Annotated in this window: 17 protein-coding genes and 1 pseudogene; 11 read left to right on the plus strand and 7 right to left on the minus strand. The window is 41.9% G+C overall.

The window, feature by feature from the left end:
• Window positions 1–26: 26 nt before the first annotated feature.
• From ABLA85_RS04385 to ABLA85_RS04400, 4 genes and pseudogenes are all read left to right on the plus strand, one after another.
• Window positions 27–143 (plus strand): annotated as a pseudogene (locus tag ABLA85_RS04385) (short-chain dehydrogenase); the annotation flags it as partial.
• A 122-nt stretch (window positions 144–265) separates the two neighbouring features.
• Window positions 266–1,144 (plus strand): tetratricopeptide repeat protein, encoded by an 879-nt coding sequence (locus tag ABLA85_RS04390; protein ID WP_367961708.1) that lies wholly within the window; start codon window positions 266–268, stop codon window positions 1,142–1,144.
• Between the two features lie 45 nt (window positions 1,145–1,189).
• Window positions 1,190–2,119, plus strand: a complete 930-nt coding sequence (locus ABLA85_RS04395; RefSeq protein WP_367961710.1) for an SPFH domain-containing protein — start codon at window positions 1,190–1,192, stop codon at window positions 2,117–2,119.
• A gap of 37 nt (window positions 2,120–2,156) precedes the next feature.
• Window positions 2,157–2,615 carry an NfeD family protein gene (locus ABLA85_RS04400; RefSeq protein ID WP_367961711.1) on the plus strand — a complete coding sequence of 153 codons (459 nt, stop codon included), beginning with the start codon at window positions 2,157–2,159 and terminating at the stop codon, window positions 2,613–2,615.
• Here the strand turns inward: ABLA85_RS04400 and cueR are convergent.
• On the minus strand, window positions 2,603–3,010 hold the full coding sequence (gene cueR / locus ABLA85_RS04405; protein ID WP_367961714.1) for a Cu(I)-responsive transcriptional regulator: 408 nt from the start codon (window positions 3,008–3,010) through the stop codon (window positions 2,603–2,605). The genes ABLA85_RS04400 and cueR overlap by 13 nt on opposite strands.
• Window positions 3,011–3,096: 86 nt before the next feature.
• Here cueR and copA point away from each other — a divergent pair, with 86 nt between their 5' ends.
• The 5 genes from copA to ABLA85_RS04430 all read left to right on the plus strand — a co-directional run bounded on the left by copA (window position 3,097) and on the right by ABLA85_RS04430 (window position 8,182).
• Window positions 3,097–5,847 (plus strand): copper-exporting P-type ATPase CopA, encoded by a 2,751-nt coding sequence (copA, locus tag ABLA85_RS04410; RefSeq protein ID WP_367961716.1) that lies wholly within the window; start codon window positions 3,097–3,099, stop codon window positions 5,845–5,847.
• A 122-nt stretch (window positions 5,848–5,969) separates the two neighbouring features.
• Window positions 5,970–6,773, plus strand: coding sequence for a TraB/GumN family protein (locus ABLA85_RS04415; protein WP_367961718.1), 804 nt, complete (start codon window positions 5,970–5,972; stop codon window positions 6,771–6,773).
• Window positions 6,774–6,847: 74 nt separating this feature from the next.
• Complete coding sequence (gene ybaK, locus ABLA85_RS04420; protein ID WP_367961720.1) at window positions 6,848–7,324, plus strand: Cys-tRNA(Pro)/Cys-tRNA(Cys) deacylase YbaK; 477 nt, start codon at window positions 6,848–6,850, stop codon at window positions 7,322–7,324.
• A 160-nt stretch (window positions 7,325–7,484) separates the two neighbouring features.
• Window positions 7,485–7,652, plus strand: coding sequence for a hypothetical protein (locus ABLA85_RS04425; RefSeq protein ID WP_170140386.1), 168 nt, complete (start codon window positions 7,485–7,487; stop codon window positions 7,650–7,652).
• Window positions 7,653–7,663: 11 nt separating this feature from the next.
• Window positions 7,664–8,182, plus strand: a complete 519-nt coding sequence (locus ABLA85_RS04430; protein ID WP_367961723.1) for an acetyltransferase — start codon at window positions 7,664–7,666, stop codon at window positions 8,180–8,182.
• A 119-nt stretch (window positions 8,183–8,301) separates the two neighbouring features.
• Here ABLA85_RS04430 and ushA read toward each other — a convergent pair whose 3' ends face one another.
• Window positions 8,302–9,960, minus strand: a complete 1,659-nt coding sequence (gene ushA, locus ABLA85_RS04435; protein WP_367961724.1) for a bifunctional UDP-sugar hydrolase/5'-nucleotidase UshA — start codon at window positions 9,958–9,960, stop codon at window positions 8,302–8,304.
• A gap of 342 nt (window positions 9,961–10,302) precedes the next feature.
• On the opposite strand from ushA, the gene ABLA85_RS04440 reads away from it, so the two are divergent.
• Window positions 10,303–11,535, plus strand: a complete 1,233-nt coding sequence (locus ABLA85_RS04440) for an MFS transporter (protein ID WP_367961726.1) — start codon at window positions 10,303–10,305, stop codon at window positions 11,533–11,535.
• A 228-nt stretch (window positions 11,536–11,763) separates the two neighbouring features.
• Window positions 11,764–13,476: a YbaL family putative K(+) efflux transporter gene (ybaL, locus tag ABLA85_RS04445; protein ID WP_367961728.1), complete on the plus strand. Its 1,713-nt coding sequence runs from the start codon at window positions 11,764–11,766 to the stop codon at window positions 13,474–13,476.
• Window positions 13,477–13,534: 58 nt separating this feature from the next.
• Here ybaL and ABLA85_RS04450 read toward each other — a convergent pair whose 3' ends face one another.
• From ABLA85_RS04450 to htpG, 5 genes are all read right to left on the minus strand, one after another.
• The gene (locus ABLA85_RS04450) at window positions 13,535–14,845 is read right to left on the minus strand and encodes an inosine/guanosine kinase (RefSeq protein WP_367961729.1); all 1,311 of its coding nucleotides are present in this window, start codon (window positions 14,843–14,845) and stop codon (window positions 13,535–13,537) included.
• Window positions 14,846–15,042: 197 nt separating this feature from the next.
• The gene (gene wzz(fepE) / locus ABLA85_RS04455) at window positions 15,043–16,155 is read right to left on the minus strand and encodes an LPS O-antigen length regulator Wzz(fepE) (RefSeq protein ID WP_367961731.1); all 1,113 of its coding nucleotides are present in this window, start codon (window positions 16,153–16,155) and stop codon (window positions 15,043–15,045) included.
• Window positions 16,156–16,371: 216 nt separating this feature from the next.
• Window positions 16,372–17,337 carry a ferrochelatase gene (gene hemH, locus ABLA85_RS04460; protein ID WP_367961733.1) on the minus strand — a complete coding sequence of 322 codons (966 nt, stop codon included), beginning with the start codon at window positions 17,335–17,337 and terminating at the stop codon, window positions 16,372–16,374.
• Between the two features lie 172 nt (window positions 17,338–17,509).
• The gene (gene adk / locus ABLA85_RS04465) at window positions 17,510–18,154 is read right to left on the minus strand and encodes an adenylate kinase (protein ID WP_367961736.1); all 645 of its coding nucleotides are present in this window, start codon (window positions 18,152–18,154) and stop codon (window positions 17,510–17,512) included.
• Between the two features lie 174 nt (window positions 18,155–18,328).
• On the minus strand, window positions 18,329–20,218 hold the full coding sequence (htpG, locus tag ABLA85_RS04470) for a molecular chaperone HtpG (RefSeq protein WP_367961892.1): 1,890 nt from the start codon (window positions 20,216–20,218) through the stop codon (window positions 18,329–18,331).
• Window positions 20,219–20,250 lie beyond the last annotated feature (32 nt).

Below are 20,250 nucleotides of genomic sequence, written 5' to 3' on the forward strand. Positions count from 1 at the left end.
GCTGATGTAATTTAACAGGTAAAGTGATGCAAAAAGCAGTTCTTATTACTGGCTGTTCCAGCGATATCGGATTAACCGCCGCCAAAGCCCTTCATCAACGCGGTTATCGTGTCCTGGCTGCTTGTCGCAAGTCTGCGGATTTGACACCTAATTGAGATTGAAAAAGATATAGGTCATCCCTATCTATTGTTGATATATACCCATTCATATATTTGCAAAGTGAAAGGGGACAATCGCCTGATAACGAACTTAAAGAGAGAATTCCATGGAATCGACAATGAATACTAACAGCAATACTGCTCAAATTGTTCACATCAACGAATCTAATATTGCTCCAACTGTCCAGCAGTCCTTAAATCAGCTTGTGGTATTCTATTTCTGGTCACCACAAGATCTCCATTGTCACGAGTTAGAAGCGACTCTTGATAAGCTCGCACATGAATATGCGGGGCAACTTATTCTGGCTAAGGTCAATTGCGATCAACTAGGTCATATCTCTGCACAATTTGGTGTACGTACCGTACCAACAGTGCTTTTTGTTCGTGAAGCCCGCCCTGTTCATGGTTTTGAAGGGTTACAAACTGACGAAAACATCAGAAAAATGTTTGCCCAACTTTTGCAGCAACATGAAAAATCACCATTGGAACAAGCAAATGAATTGCTTGCTGAAGGCAAAAATCTGGAAGCTTTACCTTTGCTGAAAGAAGCATATCAGGCCGATCCGCAGGATATTGAACTGGGTTTATTCTTGGCTGAAGTCCATATTTCACTCAATCAGTTAGAAGACGCCCAAAATATATTGGAGACTATTCCATTGGAAAATCAGGATCAGCGTTATCATGATTTGCTGATGTCCATTGAATCACATAAACAAGCTGCTGATTCACCTGAAATTCAAAAACTTCTGCAAGAAATGGCAGCACAACCAGAAAATGCAGAACTTGCGATTCAACTGGCATCTAAATTACATGAAGTCGGACGTAATAAAGAAGCCCTTGAACTGCTGTTAGGTTTCCTGAAAAAAGATCTCTCTGCTGGCAATGGCGAAGTGAAAAAAACGTTGATGGATATTATCTCTGCACTTGGAGCCGGAGATGCACTGGCATCTAAATATCGTCGTCAAGTATACTCCTTACTCTATTAATCAGAGATTTTTTGTATTCCATGATTAACTAATAGAGGAATTATTATGGATTTACTCTCTCTTGGGGCCGTCCCCATTCTGATCATTATTGTGGTTGTCATCGTCTTTACTTGTGTGAAAACTGTTCCACAAGGATATCAGTGGACAGTAGAACGTTTCGGCCGCTATACCCGCACATTGACACCGGGACTGCATATCCTGATACCATTTATTGATCGTATTGGTCGTAGAATCAATATGATGGAGCAAGTATTGGATATCCCATCGCAAGAAGTCATTTCCCGCGATAACGCCAATGTCACCATTGATGCCGTCTGCTTTATCCAGGTTGTTGACCCGGTACGTGCTGCCTATGAAGTCAGCAATCTTGAACTGTCGATTATTAACCTGACCATGACTAACTTCCGTACTGTTCTGGGTTCAATGGAACTGGATGAAATGTTATCTCAGCGCGATTTAATCAACAGCCGTTTGCTGACCATCGTTGATGAAGCCACTAACCCGTGGGGGGTGAAAATCACCCGTATTGAGATCCGCGATGTACGTCCACCTAAGGAATTGATCTCCGCGATGAACGCTCAGATGAAAGCTGAACGTACCAAACGTGCAGATATTCTTGAAGCAGAGGGTATTCGTCAGGCCGCCATTTTGAAAGCCGAAGGTGAAAAACAGTCTCAGATCCTGAAAGCTGAAGGTGAACGTCAATCAGCGTTCCTGCAAGCGGAAGCCCGTGAGCGTGCCGCAGAAGCCGAAGCACGAGCAACCAAAATGGTCTCTGATGCTATTGCCGACGGTAATATGCAGGCGATTAACTACTTCGTCGCTCAGAAATATACCGATGCCCTGACCAGTATTGGCGCAGCAGATAACAGCAAAGTGATCATGATGCCGCTGGATGCCAGCAATCTGATGGGTGCTGTAGGCGGCATTGCTGAGTTGATCAATGAAAGCAAGAAAAGCAAGCAGGATAAATAACGGTTCAGTATAAACTGACTATTTCAGGATAATGACTATGATTGAACAGGTTGCCACTCAACCAGTCTGGTTTTGGCTCTGTTTTGGTGGGTTACTATTAATTGCAGAGCTGCTAGGAACAGGGGGATATTTGCTGTGGACAGGTATTGCTGCCGTGATTGTTGCCCTGATCACATGGATTTTTCCTGAAATGAGCTGGGAGCTGCAAGGCACTCTGTTTGCTGCCTTAACACTACTCTCTGCCATTGCGTGGCGTAGCTGGCTGCGTTACCATCCGCGCAATAACGATAAGATGCTCAATCAGAAAAACCAGCAGTTAATTGGGTTACACGCCCGCTTAATCGCAGATACCGAAAATGGTTATGGGCGTATCAAACTCGCTGATGGCAGTTGGCGTATTCATTGTGACAGCGAACTGACTGCCAATACCGAAGTTGAAATCATTGCCGTTGATGGGATCACATTAAAAGTTAAGCCTGTATCTCATCCATCATGATTGGCGCAGCAACCAGATAGTTGTTCAATGATGGGGCAATCTGCCCTATCATCTCCCGGACATTCGGCAGCCAACACTAATAGCTTTTCCCTGATCTGCTGTAATTTAACAATTTTTTCTTCTATTTCAGTGACTTTTTGGAGTGTCGCTGTTTTCACATCTATACTGTGACGATTGGGATTACGGGATAAGCGCAATAACTCCCGGCACTCTTCAATCGTGAATCCTATTTCTCTCGCCTGACGTAAGAGTATCAATTCATCAATATGTTTCTGTTGGTAAAAACGATAGCCATTATCTCCCCGCTCCGGCGCAGTAATCAGATCTTTCTCTTCATAAAACCGAATAGCTTTACTGGTTAAACCGGTCTTGCGGGCAATTTCACTGATATTCATATTTTCCCCTTGACCTTCCCCTTGCAGGAAGGTTTAGCCTAAAAGGATATCGATAAGTATATCACTCTGTTTCAGGAGATTTTGTTATGTCCACAACAACCATTCTCGCACTTCAGGGCTTGACCTGTATGCACTGTGTCGGCAGTGTCAAAAAGACGCTGGAAAATCTGTCAAATGTTGAACAAGCAGAAGTTACCCTTGAATACGCTAAAGTGATCGGCCGTGTAACTCCCAATTCATTGATTGCCGCTATTACTGATGCAGGTTATGAAGCCACTCTGGCAACTCACCCCGATGTTGAATTACGGCTTTCAGGTTTAAACTGCATGAAGTGTGCAGGTAAAACCCAAAAAGCGCTGGAATCAGTGGCTGGTGTAGTTGCGGCTGAAGTCGATACTCAAACAGCTAAAATTTACGGCAAAGCTGAAAATCAGGCTTTGATTAATGCCGTAAAGCTAGCGGGTTATCACGCTGAATTAGCAGGGGAAACCTATTCCCCAAAAAATAAGCCGCTGACAACACCTGCCTCAGAATCTGCTTCACAAGCACCGGAGTTTTTGGCAGCGGCAATAGATCCTACTCCGGATACACAATCCATTTCACATGACCATGACAGTATCCAGCTTCTATTGGATGGTATGAGCTGTGCTAGTTGTGTCAATAAAGTACAAAAAGCTCTGCAATCTGTTGCAGGGGTTGAAAACGCCAGAGTCAACCTTGCAGAGCGAAGTGCACTGGTTACCGGGACAGCATCTCCCAATGCTTTGGTCAATGCTGTTATCAAGGCTGGCTATGGCGCAGAAGTTATTCTGGATGAAACCGAGCGCCGGGAACGTCAGCAGCAAATTGCTCAGGCCAATATGCGCCGTTTCCGTTGGCAATCGGCCCTCGCTCTGGCTGTCGGGGTTCCGGTCATGATTTGGGGCATGATTGGTGACAATATGATGCTCACTCCAGATAACCATACAATTTGGCTGAGCATTGGGCTGGCGACTCTTGCCGTAATGATATTGGCTGGCGGACATTTTTATCGCAATGCGTGGCAAAGCCTGAAAAATGGTAGTGCCACAATGGACACATTAGTTGCACTGGGTACGGGTGCCGCATGGCTCTACTCTATCAGTGTTAACTTATGGCCGGATATTTTCCCGCCTCAGGCGCGCCACATTTATTATGAAGCCAGCGCTATGATTATTGGCTTAATTAACCTCGGACACGCCTTAGAGCAACGCGCACGTCAACGTTCCTCAAAAGCGCTTGAGCGATTGTTGGATTTAACACCTCCAACAGCTCAGGTCATCATAGAAGGCGGTGAGAAAACGTTGCCATTGGCTGATGTTAAACCTGATATGACATTGCGGCTGGTAACAGGGGATCGGGTTCCCGTGGATGGTGAAATCATCCACGGCACAGTCTGGTTAGATGAAGCGATGTTGACAGGTGAAGCGCTCCCTCAACAAAAATCAATTGGCGATACAGTTCACGCGGGAACTGTGGTGCAAGATGGAACCGTACTATTTAAAGCCTCAGCAGTAGGTAGCCAAACCACTTTGGCAAGAATTATCAAGCTGGTACGTCAGGCACAAAGTAGTAAACCTGAAATCGGCCAATTGGCGGATAAAATATCTTCAATATTTGTGCCTGTTGTCGTTGCTATTGCACTAATTGCTGGGGCAATCTGGTTTTTCATCGGCCCGGCTCCCCAAATCATGTACTCACTGGTTATCATCACCACAGTGTTGATTATTGCCTGTCCTTGTGCACTCGGCCTGGCAACACCAATGTCCATCATTTCCGGGGTCGGAAGAGCGGCGGAATTAGGTGTGCTAGTACGTGATGCTGATGCCCTACAACAAGCCAGCCAGCTCGATACCCTTGTTTTCGATAAAACGGGAACGTTGACTGAAGGGATGCCACAGGTCACTGAAATTCAAACTTTCAATGGATTCACCAAAGAGCAAGTATTGCTGTGGGCTGGTGCGTTAGAAAGCGGTTCAAACCATCCTTTGGCAAGAGCCATTCTGCTGAAAGTTGAAAGTGAACAAATTGAAGTTCAACAATTACCTGAAGTAACACAATTCCGTACTTTAGCCGGAACGGGTATACGCGGGAATGTTGGTAATACAACACTGTTGTTAGGAAATCTGAACCTACTTGAACAAAATCAGATTGATACAACAGAATTTAAATCACAGGTCGCCAAACAAGCAGAAAAAGGTGCTACCCCCGTTATACTGGCAATCGATGGAAAAGTGGCCGCTCTGTTTTCAATACGTGACCCACTACGTCAGGATACTGTCTCCGCCTTGCAACGCTTACGTCTTCAGGGTTATCGTTTAGTCATGCTGACAGGTGATCATCCTGTAACAGCCAATGCTATAGCCAAAGAGGCTGGTATTGATCAAGTCATAGCAGGAGTGCTACCTGATGGTAAAGCCGCCGCCATTCAGGATCTCCAGTCTGAAGGTAAGAAAGTTGCCATGATTGGTGACGGCATCAATGATGCACCTGCCTTGGCACAAGCAGATGTGGGGATTGCCATGGGCAGTGGTAGTGATATCGCCATTGAAACCGCGTCAATTACCCTGATGCAACATAGCCTGCATGGTGTTGCAGACGCGGTTGAACTGTCCAAAGGGACATTGCGTAATATGAAGCAAAATTTATTTGGCGCATTCATCTATAACACGCTAGGTATCCCGATTGCAGCAGGTATTCTCTACCCCTTAACCGGAACATTATTGAATCCAGTCATTGCCGGAGCTGCCATGGCTCTCTCTTCAATCACCGTGGTCAGCAATGCCAATCGGTTACTTTACTTTAAAACTAAACGCTGATATTCATCATTGCAGACATCGAAAAGCTAAACAATACCGGGTTTAGCTTTTCTTTTATCACTTTCTTGTTAACCTTTAACGCGTTAGCATACCCATTCATGCCAATTACCGGAGTATGTAGTATGGGAAAACTAATGACATATCTCAGCAATGTATTAGGACTGAATTCCCAACGATATTACCCCTATCCTGCTTTTGATGTCACTTTGCCGAAAAATAGACAATTACATATTGTTGGCAGCATCCATATGGGTACAGAAAATATGTATCCACTTTCCGAAGTACTGTTGGAACAACTGGAGCAGTGCGATTCTCTGATTGTCGAAGCAGATATCACTCAATCTGGTTCACCATTTGGAAAAATATTTCCTGAACAGGTCGTACTGTCACAACGTTTATCATCTGCACATTTTGCTGCCTTACAGCAGTACTGCCACGAGATTCAACATCCGGTAGAGTCACTCGATCCATTACCTTCATGGCAAGTTGCTCTGATCCTACAGGCCGCTCAGGCTCAATACTTAGGATTGTGTCCCCAATACGGCATTGATTTTCAACTACTGAACAGTGCAAGGTCCATTGATAAAAATATTATCGAGCTGGAAGGAACCGATACTCAGGTTAATTTACTCACCAAACTACCGAATGGTGGCATCTCTCTGTTAGAAGATACTCTGGTTCACTGGCATACTAACGCCCGTACCTTACAAATGATGATTAGCTGGTGGATGAATTACAAACCAAACCAAGCAAGTGAGGCATTACCACAGACTTTCTGTGAAGTTATTTACCAGACCTTGATAACTGAACGTAATCGCCAATGGAGTGAACGCTTACATGACTTACCGACAGGAAAATATTTAGTGGCTGTCGGAGCATTACATCTCCAGGGTGAAAACAATTTACTGAAGTTGTTACAACAGTAGCTATTACAAGAACAGGAATAAAGACTATGACTAATAGTTACTATTGATACAGATAATGTTACAGGAAATATGACATGACGCCTGCTGTTACTCTACTGGAAAAACACAAAATTAATTTCAAACTTTATCCTTATGAACATGATGTTAATGAACATAATTTTGGTGATGAAGTGGTTAAAAAACTTGGGTTAGATGCTAAGCAGGTTTTTAAAACCCTCTTAGTTTCATTGAATGGTGATCCTAAAAATCTGGCTGTTGCTGTCACGCCGGTCGCGGGACAACTGGATTTAAAAAAAATCGCCAAAGTATTTAAAGCGAAAAAAGCGGATATGGCAGATCCACAGTTGGCACAAAAAGTGACAGGTTACCTGGTAGGTGGCATCAGCCCATTAGGACAAAAAAAACGTCTTCCTACTGTTATTGACAGTCAGGCCCAAAACCTCCCGACTCTGTTTATCTCTGGTGGTAAACGTGGCCTGGATATTGAACTGGCACCGACCGATTTATGCCAACTACTTAATTGTCCATTTGCTGATATTGCCAAAATTTGAAAACTAATTGTAATTTCCGTTAAATTTTTCGAGCTGGCTCTGTTTTCTTGAAAACAGGGCCTTGTTCAATTATCTAATGCCGATATACTTCCCATATAGCAAAAACAATATCATTTACTATTTCAAGTAACTTAATATATTTAAATAAAAGGAGATAAAAATGGCTACTTCGTCATTTTTCAGGCAGATTGTTATCACCCATCCCAAGGCAATTAAGATGTTACGAAGGGCAAATAGAAGGCCAAGAAATAACAAATATGAACATATAGATATTGAAGCTGAACAAAAAGAGGCAATAGAAATATTAAAACGCAAATTCTCACTTTAAATAAAGCATTAATGATTCTTGGTGCTGATAAGACAATAGAGTATTTGCGCTCATTTTCATGCCCATTAAACCAAGATGTAGAATCATTTTTACATTTCAAATCCATTAGATTTGAAATGGCTGATGCAACAAGGACTTATTTGATTTTAGATAAAGTCGGAGTTATCTTAGCTTACTTTTCCTTGACCTTTAAGGAGTTACCAACACATAACCTTGCTCTATCTAAGTCCAAAATAAAAAAACTTGACGGTATTAGTAACAATGCAAATTCATTAAAGGTTTATTTAATTGGTCAAATAGCTAAAAATTTTTCCTTAAAAGAAAACCCAATAAAACTTAAAGATATTCTAACTCCCATAGACATTATCATTGAAAAAGCACAATACTTAATTGGAGGAAGGGTAATCATTTTAGAGTGTCAGAAAAAAAAGAAACTTATCAACTTATACGAAAACCATGGCTTTAAAATAATACCAACTAAAAATAAAGGAGAAAGTGATTCACTAATAACCATGATATTCAATAATTAGATAACTATTTATTTTCAACCATCCCCATTTTAGATTATTTATCACCGTTCCAACTAGTAAGTAAAAGACCATCTATTTTCAGATGGTCTTTTTTTCTAATAATTAACCTTCACCCATTATCATTTGCGCGCAATTTCGCCGTTTGGTTCATAGTCCGCCACTTTCAGCGGAGAGTGTTTTTCAATATACCCTTTCAACACTTCTGCATCGACAAAACCGGTATTAACATATCCCGGTAAATCATCGATTCGCGGATAACCGTCACCACCGATAGCATTGAAGTTCAATGTTGCCATCCGGTAAGTTTTATTCAGATCCAGTGGTTCTCCACCAATTTTGACATCACTGATATTTTTGCCATCTTTCACAAAACTGACATTATAGAACTGACCATAAGCGCCAGAATCAGCTTCCATATTCGCAGCAGCAGTCAAATAAGGCAGAACTTCACTTCCTTTGAAGTCTACATAAACCAATTGATTAGCAAACGGGTGAACCTTTAATACATCTTTATAAGTAATATCCCCTGCTTCAATTGAATCACGGATCCCTCCTCCACTCATCACAGCAAAATCAGCGTTTGCCCGTTCCATCTGTGCTGCCAGTACAAGGTGAGCCATATTAGTCTGTATAAAACGAACTTTGCTGCGATCGCCCTCCAATTTACCGTCAACATATCCAATTTTGACACCTAATTTCTGATCCCCTTTATCCTGATAAGGTGTCAACAATTTCAGCATTTCAGAGTTTTGAGGAATTTGATGAGTGTAGTAAACACGCTCGGTGCTTCCGTCTTCTTTTTTGACCCTTTTGTTTAAATTGATAGGAATTAGTTGATAATGGACTAGCTTAAATTCACCATTACGAAACTGGAAATCAGCACGACCAACATATTTTCCCCATTCATGGGCCTGAACAATCCATGTTCCATTTTGACGATCCGGAAAACAAGGCGTCCCAGGGACATAATTCACCTGTTTATAGTTTTTATTTTCCGCAGACATACAAACCGGATCTTGTGAATGTCCACCCACAATCATATTTAAATAACCAGCAGGTAAGCTACGTGCCATTTCCACATCACCTGGCGCATTCGTGCCATGTTGACCGTCATCGTAATGCCCCATGTGGGTTGCTGCAATAATGACATCCGGCTTTTCAGTCTTCTTCAATTCATCAATGACTTTTTTCGCTTCTTCGGCAGGTATGCGGAATTCCACATCAGGGAAATTAGCCGGATTACCTATTTTCGCTGTATCATCAGTAGTTAAGCCAATAACTGCAATCTTCACACCTTGCTTTTCGAATATCACATATGGTTTAAACAGGCGCTTGCCAGTGCTGGTTTGATAAATATTCGCTGACAAGAATGGGAAAGTCGCCCATTTTTCCTGTTGATAGAGCACATTCAAAGGCTTATCGAATTCATGGTTTCCCAATGCCATCGCGTCATAACCTACCAGATTCATTCCTTTAAAATCTGGCTCGGCATCTTGCATATCCGATTCAGGCACACCAGTGTTAATATCCCCGCCAGATAACAACAATACACTACCACCTTTTTTAGCAACTTCCTGACGGATAGAATCCACTACGGTTTTCTGAGCTGCCAGGCCATATTCTCCATGATCATTCTGCCAAAAGTGACCATGGTGATCATTGGTATGCAGGATTGTAATATCGTACGTTTTATCCTTTTCCCAAGCGGATGCGATCATCGGCGACAATGACAGAGAAACAACCAGGGCACATACTGACGCTTTAAATGAAAATTTCATCGGGTATCTCCATGTTCCTTAAATAAATCTGTTATTAGTTTTCAAGAATGTTGAAACCTACCCCCGTTTAAGGCACGTTACTTTTTTTATAACAAGGAACCTTACTGGAATAAGTACATACTCACTACAGAATGGAATAACAACACGACGTTCGACGCGGTTTTTTTTCGATCAAGATTACATAATCAGGCCATTAAATAGAGTTTTATTTCATTTTTTTGCGATAAGCATCAAATTATATCAAGATAAGCAAAGATTTTATTAGAAAGTTAATATGTATTAAGGTGTAACAATTAAATAACAGTTCAACACCACGACAACGTAGATAAGATCGGTGAAACAATGAACAAAATTAAGCAAAGTAATACTATCTCATTATCAGATCCGCGGAAAAAAACACAGGGAACGGCTTTCTCAATACTTGGTGCGATCAGCTTATCTCATCTCCTGAATGATATGATTCAATCGCTTATTTTAGCAATTTACCCACTATTACAGTCTGAATTTACCCTTAGCTTTATCCAGATTGGGATGATCACTCTGACTTATCAGATCACAGCATCCTTACTACAACCTTTCATCGGCTTATATACAGATAAACACCCTCAACCTTATTCACTTCCTATCGGGATGGGATTTACGCTATCTGGGTTACTTTTGTTAGCCTACGCAGACAGTTTTCCTATTATATTATTGGCCGCTGCACTAGTCGGCACAGGTTCATCTGTTTTTCACCCTGAATCATCACGGGTTGCTCGAATGGCTTCGGGTGGACGCCTTGGATTAGCTCAATCTTTATTTCAGGTAGGGGGAAATCTGGGCAGTGCACTTGGTCCTCTGTTAGCGGCTATCATCATAGCACCTTATGGTAAGGGTAATGTGGGATGGTTTTCTCTGGCGGCCCTGTTAGCTATCATCATATTGTTACAAGTCAGTCAGTGGTACAAAATGCAACACCGTGCCACTTCACGCCATGTATTCAATCCGCTCCCTCATCCCCGTTTTTCTAAAAAAATTATTATCCGTTCACTCATCATTCTTCTGGTGCTGATTTTCTCAAAGTATTTCTATCTCACCAGTATCAGCAGTTATTACACTTTTTACTTGATCCAGAAATTCGGTATTTCCGTGCAAAACGCGCAGATTTATCTTTTTGTATTTTTGTTTGCTGTAGCTACAGGCACGATTATTGGTGGACCAATTGGTGATAAGATTGGCCGTAAATATGTCATCTGGGGATCTATTCTGGGTGTTGCTCCATTTACTCTGTTATTACCTTATGTATCGCTATCCTGGACAAGCGCTCTCAGTGTCATTATCGGTCTGATACTGGCATCTGCATTTTCTGCCATTCTGGTCTATGCACAAGAACTGATCCCCGGTAAGACAGGCATGGTTGCGGGCTTATTCTTTGGGCTGGCATTTGGTATGGGAGGCATCGGGGCAGCGGTACTTGGCTATGTAGCAGATAAAACTAGTATAGAATTGGTTTATAAAATTTGTGCTTTTTTACCACTTCTTGGTATTTTTACCCTATTCTTGCCAAATATGGAAAAGAAGAATGAAAAAAAATAGTACAAGATACTAAAAAATATTATTTTCTTAATATCACTTCTCTTTGTAAACATGAGTAAATCATGAAAAGATCTACATAAAATACCATTAAAATTATATTTATGTAGATCATCTACATTTCTATATGAAAGAATATTTTTCAAGCAATTGTCTTAAATTATTTGTAAAATAAATTATTACCTCACCTAATAATACAATCTATAACAATCTAGCCTAGAAGGAGCCTTGATGGAGCATTCGACACCTCTAATCACGACTATTGTTGGCGGTTTTCTTCTCGCCTATCTGCTCGGTATGTTTGCACAGCGCCTAAGAATCTCGCCTTTAGTAGGTTATCTTATGGCAGGTGTACTTGCCGGGCCTTTTACACCTGGTTTTGTTGCCGATACTTCTCTGGCACCCGAACTTGCAGAAATTGGCGTGATCTTACTGATGTTTGGTGTCGGCCTGCATTTCTCACTCAAAGACTTATTAGCCGTAAAATCAATTGCAATCCCAGGTGCTATTGCACAGATTGCCGTTGCAACTGTTCTGGGAGCCGGCTTATCAAAACTACTTGGTTGGGGATTATTCAGTGGGATTGTCTTTGGCCTCTGCTTGTCAACCGCGAGTACTGTCGTACTTCTCAGAGCAGTGGAAGAGCGTCAACTCATTGATAGCCAGCGAGGTAAGATTGCGATTGGCTGGTTAATTGTTGAAGATCTGGCAATGGTACTAACTCTGGTATTATTACCCGCATCTGCTGGTATTTTAGATAACCAGAATGCAAATATAAGCCAGTTACTGCTTGGACTGACTATTACCATTGGCAAAGTTGTTGCCTTTATTTTATTGATGGTTTTCGTCGGCCGCCGTCTTATCCCCTGGCTTTTAGCGAGAACAGCCGGTACAGGCTCCCGTGAATTATTTACCCTTGCCGTCCTTACTATCGCTCTGGGGGTCGCCTATGGTGCTGTGACACTGTTTGATGCCTCATTCGCATTAGGAGCATTTTTTGCCGGCATGGTGCTGAATGAATCAGAATTGAGTCATCGTGCGGCACAAGATACTTTGCCTTTGAGAGACGCTTTTGCCGTTCTATTCTTTGTGTCCGTAGGCATGTTGTTTGACCCAATGATCCTCTTACAACAGCCAATTGCCATTTTAGGAACCCTTGCCATTATCATTATTGGCAAATCAGCCGCCGCCATGTTGTTGGTTAAGATCTTTGGTCATTCGCGACGTACTGCGCTGACAATTTCTGTCAGCCTGGCGCAAATTGGCGAATTTGCCTTTATTCTGGCAGGGCTCGGAGTAACTTTAGGTATGTTGGATGAAGATGCTCGTAATCTTATACTTGCCGGCGCCATTCTTTCTATTATGTTAAATCCAGTTTTATTCAGCCTGCTGGATCGCTATCTGGAGAAAACAGAAACCATTGAAGAACAGCTATTAGAAGAAACATTAGAAGAAGAAACTCAGATCCCTGTCAATATTTGTGGTCATGCCATTGTCGTGGGATATGGCCGGGTTGGTCGTCTGCTTTGCCAACATCTACAAGAAAGAAATTTTCCACTGGTAGTCATTGAAGATACACGTGCTGGATTTGAAGAGTTAGGAGAAGCTGGTATCAGTGCCATAATGGGTAATGCGGCCAAGAAAGATATCATGACATTAGCAAGACTAGATTGCGCTTGTACACTATTCCTGACCATTCCAAATGGTTATGAAGCGGGTAAAATTGTTGAAAATGCGCGGGAAATAAGACCAGATATCAATATCATTGTCCGTGCTCATTACGATGATGAAGTCACTTACATTACAGAACGCGGTGCCAATCACATCATCATTGGAGAACATGAAATTGCCAAAACGATGGCTAATATACTACCGGAAAATGATGTAGGTTGCCCAATAACTCCACCACCATCACTTTCACCAACCAATCCATCAGCGGCATAATTATTAGCGGTATGGAGTATCCTGATAAAACTAACGGGATACTCCTGAACTGTAAATATCAACGTTCCCAGTACGCTTCTTCCAGGCTATCTTCTTTTTCTGGTAATCCACGAGTCAAGCGCGGAGCATGCTGGCTCAATACCTGATAACTTACTCTATTCGCATACTTACATACCTGAGCCAAAGAAGAATATGTCAAGTAAGAGCGCATATGTTTGCTGGAATTCGGGACATTCATGCGGTGATAACTATTGGCCGTAATATCATGCAGCAATGCAGACAGTGCACCATCTCCCGCCCCATTAGTGTTCATAATCTTCTCAGGCCCTCCCATATATGGCTCAATATGAGAATAGACCCGCATTGGATTCTGGCAATCAGACTGACGCATCGCGCGGCTAAACTCAAAACGATTGAATTCAGCAATTGCGCCCGGCAATAATGGATGTGAAGTCTGACGCTTATGCTCTTCTTCAGTGTAACCCGCCATATACAATCCAGCCGGTCCGGCAGTACACAACACAAGATCCACCCAATTCAATACCCTATCTGCCGCCAGCAAGGGATCACTAAAACCGGTCAGTTCCTGAGCTTCATCCTCATTCATGGCTACTACAGAAACGTGCTCTGCCAGAAAATCACGCCACCATTGAGGATCATCAGCAATAACGTGTTTAGTTCCTAATGTCAGTACAACAGGGATATTATGTTTTTTCGCATATTCGATAGCTTTCATCGTCGCTTCTGGCATAGGTTCACCTGGCTTACAACGTACTAAATAGGCTGTAATGACTAACGCCGACGCTTCCGCAATAATATGTTCAGGAATATTTTCTGGACTGAGTTGATTCATTAATCCTGGGCTGATAGCGAATGTTCTTTCACCATTTTCAGTTATTAAAGTGAAACAACGACCAATTGGACCATCAACGCCCTGAAGGTGATTTAAGTCCATACGACTGGAAGTATTGCAGAGATAGCAATAGGCATAACTGCCGATTTGGATATTATTACACATAGTACCAAGCAATACGGATTTATCATCCGCTAAAACAGAGTAATTGTGCAAAGTATTACCGATAGTTCCACCTGCAAACTGATGGCTAATCAAGTTATTTTCTGCTAACTCATTGTAGAGTGCCTCAGCCACATCATCCTCAATAACTAGTGAATGCCCTTGGCTCAGGTTATAACGTTGAATAAAACTTTCATCCACTTTTGCTTCAATATCTACCAATATTTGGTCAATACCAACAATATAGGCTCGATTACTTTCAGTATCCGTCATCTCTTTGATGGGCTGGAGTAGAGGATCTCTGAGGCTGACAGGAAAATAGTGTTTAGATTTACGCTTACCGGGGAATTTCATAGTTGATTGCTGCTATAGAGCCAAAACATGCGGCATATTAGCATAATCCCGTTTGGCACAATACCACAGAGAAACAAAAAACCGGGTGTTCATAAAGGGTATCCATAAAAGGAAAACGACCAATGTTATTACAACATTGGCCGCTAAAATTACGATGATTATAAGCCTCTAACAAGGCATTGGCTTATAAAACTATATTAAGCTGTCTGCTGCTTCTGACGGCTACGCACCGTATGGCGCATCAGGACAAACATAATGGACAGAATAAAGCCAATAAAACCAGCACCAACCAGAATTAACACACGCTTAGGTGAATCTTTCGTTGTCGGCTCGTAAGGCTCCTGCATATATCTGAATGGCTGGAAATCAAGTTTATCAATATTGACAGTTTCCAGATTTTTGATATTCAAAAGACGGTTACGCAAATCCGCATCAATCGTTGTTGAGTCGGTAATTCCTTCAGTAATCTGCAACTTTCGTTGCAACGCATCGGAACCTAATGCAATGGAATAATCGGGATCATCCTTAATGATAGCACCACCATTAGAGACTGGTTTTTTGATACCCGCGGAGTTGGCGATGGAAATCGCATACTTCAATCGTTCAATATCTGTAGCACGCATATTTGTGATACGGGCTAAATCAATCTCATAGAGTTTTTTCGAGTAAACCAGCTTCTGACGCACTGTATCATTCAGTTCATCTTTCACCTGATCCCGCACAACTGCGGAGATAAATTTGATATAGCCAGATAACAGTTTGTAAGAATCTTCCGCCGTACCGGCACTAAAAGAGAGCGTTGTTTCATAAAACTCGTCATCTTTATCTTTTTTAGGTACGGAAGAGGAAATATTTTTATTTACAATCTGTTCGATCAGGCTTCTTTTGCTCTGTGCAGTAATTTCATCTTTGCTGGCAAGCAGTGCTTTGAAATAATCAGTGTCCACCAAATATTCTTCACGTAATACACGTGAATTATAGTTTTCAACAAAACGCTTATATAACGATTCTTCTGTCAGATTTGATTCGAGATTAAGAACATGCAACTCTGTTAATGCGTTCTTTAATGGCTGAAACTCTTCCAGCCCTGGTTGCACCACTGCAGCCGTACTAGTCCATTTTTGTGGCAAGAATGATGCAACACCAAAGCCAATGACTGCAAACACAAAGGATACTGCAATAATCAAATATTTTGATTGAAAGATTACGGAGAACAGTTCAAACAGATCAATTTCATCTTCTTGCCTTGAATGATAATAATCTGCATGCCCCTCATAAGAATCTGCGTACTTAACTGGTTTATTACTCATTATCTACATTTCCAATCCAAAATAATTTTGCTTCTCAATTGTTGCCGCCGAGTTTCTACTTCATACTCACGGAATTTGTTGATTTTGAAGCAATATCCTTAAAAAATCACACAACTCGCAAAACATATGCTGGTTAACTATAGGCAAAAATATCCGTATCTACTAAGGTCTTGCCAACATGGAGTTCAATAACAATCCATGATTGCCAATAATTCATTATCTGATGATGTTATTGACCAATTGTTCGAACAGCGAAATGTGTGCCTCATTATCGTTAAGTGCAGGTATATATTCAAACTTTTTTCCACCTGCGCCCAAAAAAACAACTTTATTCTGTTGCTTAATTTCTTCCAATGTCTCAAGACAATCAGATGCAAATCCCGGACATAGTACCTGAACATGTTTTACACCTTGTTTTGGCAGCGATGCCATTGTCTTATCCGTGAAAGGGGTTAGCCATGGCAAACGACCAAAACGTGATTGGTAGGTCATCATAATTCTATCTGCCGGATAATCCAACACTTGCGACAAAAACTCCGTTGTTGCCAGGCAATCTTTTGGATAAATATCCCCCATCTTAACTAAACGTTCAGGAATGCCATGGTAAGAAAGAATAAGGCGATCAGGCTGACCATGCTTTTCAAAACTTTGTTCTACTGTTTCCTTCAGCGCAGCAATGTAAGCAGGGTGCCTTGCATAACCACGGATAAAATTCAGATGAGGAATGGTACAATATCCCTGCAATATTTTGCTGATACTGTCAAATACAGCTGCCGATGTTGTACTGGAATATTGGGGATAGAGAGGAAGTATGATGAAATGATCAATACCTTGCTGTAACAAAGTATCTACTGCCTGAGGCAAAGAAGGTGAGCCATAAGTCATCCCCAGAACCACAGGAATATTACCCAGCTTTTCACTCAATCGTTTTTGTTGGCGAATACTATAAGCCAGTAAAGGAGAGCCCTCTTCTGTCCAGATTTCTTTGTATAGTTTAGCGACACGGGAAGAACGGAAGGGAAGAATAACACCGTGTAAGAATGGCTTCCAAATCAACGCAGGGATATCTACCACCCGCCGGTCACTTAGGAATTTCGCCAAATAACGTTTGATTGCTGTTGGTGTAGGCTCATCTGGTGTGCCAAGATTGACCAATATAACACCATAATTGCGATTACTCATTCCTCAACACTCCATCAAAATGACTGGTAATCAAAAATAAAACACTATGATAGTCACATATTACATTTTATGGAGCGAGAGTTTCATGGTATGTGAGGTAAAAGTCAGGCGGCACTCACACCGCCTGCTCTAACTGTTCAGAATTAAAATGAATCAAGAACCGACTGTATAATTAGCCCAGGATTCTGGCTAATTCTTCACTGACTTCAGATACCTGACGGGTTCCATCAAGTTTGAAGTATTTTGTATTACCGTTCTGAGCTTCTTGTTGGTAATAAGAAACTAAAGGAGCTGTTTGTGCATGGTATTCAACCAGGCGTTTACGAACTGTATCTTCCTGATCGTCTTTACGAACAGTCAATTCTTCGCCTGTAATATCGTCGTGGCTTTCCACTTTTGGTGGATTAAATTTGATATGGTAAACACGGCCTGATGGTGCATGCACACGACGACCAATAATGCGTTCAACGATAATGTCGTCTGGAACATCAAATTCCAGCACATAATCAACCTTGATACCCGCTTCTTTCATAGCATCAGCCTGAGGAATGGTACGTGGGAACCCATCCAACAAGAACCCATTACGGCAATCATCTTGTTTGATACGCTCTTTAACCAAGGCAATCACCAGCTCGTCAGTGACCAGTTTGCCATTATCCATCAATTCTTTTGCTTTCAAACCTAACTCGGTGCCTGCCTTTACTGCGGCACGCAACATGTCACCTGTCGAAATCTGGGGGATCCCAAATTTCTCCATGATAAATTGCGCCTGAGTCCCCTTACCGGCGCCTGGCGCGCCCAGCAGAATAATACGCATCGCGTAAATCCCCTTGCTATTTGCTTTTTCGTATTTTTTAAAGAAAACGAACCACCATACCATTGGAATGGGGGATGGCTCAAGAAAACAGGTAAACGTTTTCGCATTAATCAAAAAATAAACCACGCTCCATTTTCGGTTGAAGCGTGGTTTATTACCATAATTTCAACGAAATTATGCTTGTTCAGCGGATAATAATTGATTCATACGACGAATGAATTGGTTTGGATCTTCCAATGTTCCACGTTCAGCAAACAGGGCCTGATCCAGCAGTAATTCTATCCAGTCAGCAAACTGAGTATCATCCTGAATGTCAGCCGCTCTTTTCACCAAGTTATGCTCAGGGTTCAGTTCAAAATTATAACTAACTTCTGGCACTGATTGACCTGCTGCTGCAAACAGTTTTGCCATTTGAGTCGTCATTCCGTTGGCATCGGTGGTGACTATCGCCGGAGTATCAGTCAATCGATGAGTCAATTTAACTTCTTTCACACGCTCACCAAGCAGTGTTTTCACGCGTTCAACGAATGGTTCAAGTTTTTTATCTTCTTCTTCCTGCTCGGCTTTGTTCTCATCAGCCAGTTTATCAAGGGATTCATCAGCCTTACTGACTGACTGGAATGATTTACCATCGAACTCAGTCAGATAGCTCATCATCCATTCATCAATACGGTCGGACAACAACAGAACTTCAATGCCTTTCTTACGGAACAGTTCCAGATGTGGACTATTCTTCGCCGCAGCATAACTATCAGCCGTAATGTAGTAAATCTTCTCCTGACCTTCAGCCATGCGGCTAACGTATTCTTCCAGAGAAACGGTTTGTGAAGAGCTGTCATTGTGAGTGGTTGCAAAACGCAGTAACTTAGCGATAGCTTCTTTGTTTCCACCATCTTCAGCAGGGCCTTCTTTCAACACCAGACCAAACTGCTGCCAGAAAGTTTGGTATTTCTCTGCGTCATCTTTTGCCAGTTTATCCAGCATTTGCAATACGCGTTTAGTCAATGCACTACGCAGATTACGGGTGATGGAACTATCTTGCAGAATTTCACGGGAAACGTTCAATGGCAGATCATTAGAATCAATTAAGCCACGGACAAAACGCAGATAATTTGGCATGAATTGTTCAGCTTCATCCATGATGAAAACACGCTGCACATACAGTTTCAAACCATGTTTATGTTCACGGTTCCACAAATCCCACGGAGCTTGAGAAGGGATATACAGTAAGCTAGTGTATTCCTGCTTACCTTCAACACGATTGTGGCTCCAGCTTAGAGGATCAGCGAAATCATGGGAGATATGTTTATAGAATTCTTTGTACTCATCATCATTGATTTCAGCTTTACCACGAGTCCACAAGGCTTGAGCTTTATTGATTTTTTCCCATGCGACAGTAACTGAATCGTCTTCTTCGTTTTTAGTTTGGGTTTCAATTTCAACAGGTAAAGCAATGTGATCAGAATATTTGCCAATGATAGAACGTAGACGCCAGTCATTAAGGAACTCGCTTTCCCCCTCGCGCAGATGCAAGGTAATTTCTGTACCACGATCTGTCTTTTCAATATCTGCAACAGTGTAATCACCTTCACCAGTCGATTCCCAGAATACACCTTCTTCTGTTTTCGCACCTGCTGCACGGGTACGTACGGTCACTTTATCAGCAACAATAAAGGAAGAGTAAAAACCAACACCAAATTGTCCAATCAACTGGCTATCTTTAGCTTGGTCAGAGCCGATAGATTCAAGAAATGCCTTAGTACCGGATTTTGCAATCGTTCCCAGATTATCGATCACTTCATCACGAGTCATACCAATACCATTATCGCTAATGGTGATCGTTTTCTTCTCTTTATCTAAAGCCAGACGAACACGTAGCTCAGCATCATTTTCGTACAATTCAGGCGCAGATAATGCTCGAAAGCGTAATTTATCAGCAGCATCTGATGCGTTTGAAATCAGCTCGCGGAGAAAAATTTCTTTATTGGAATAGAGAGAGTGGATCATCAACTGCAATAATTGTTTAACTTCAGACTGAAATCCACGGGTTTCCTGATCTTTCATGCTCATTTATTACCTCAATCTAAATCCAGTTC

Source organism: Xenorhabdus sp. SGI246 (assembly GCF_040838225.1).
Lineage (GTDB): Bacteria > Pseudomonadota > Gammaproteobacteria > Enterobacterales > Enterobacteriaceae > Xenorhabdus > Xenorhabdus indica.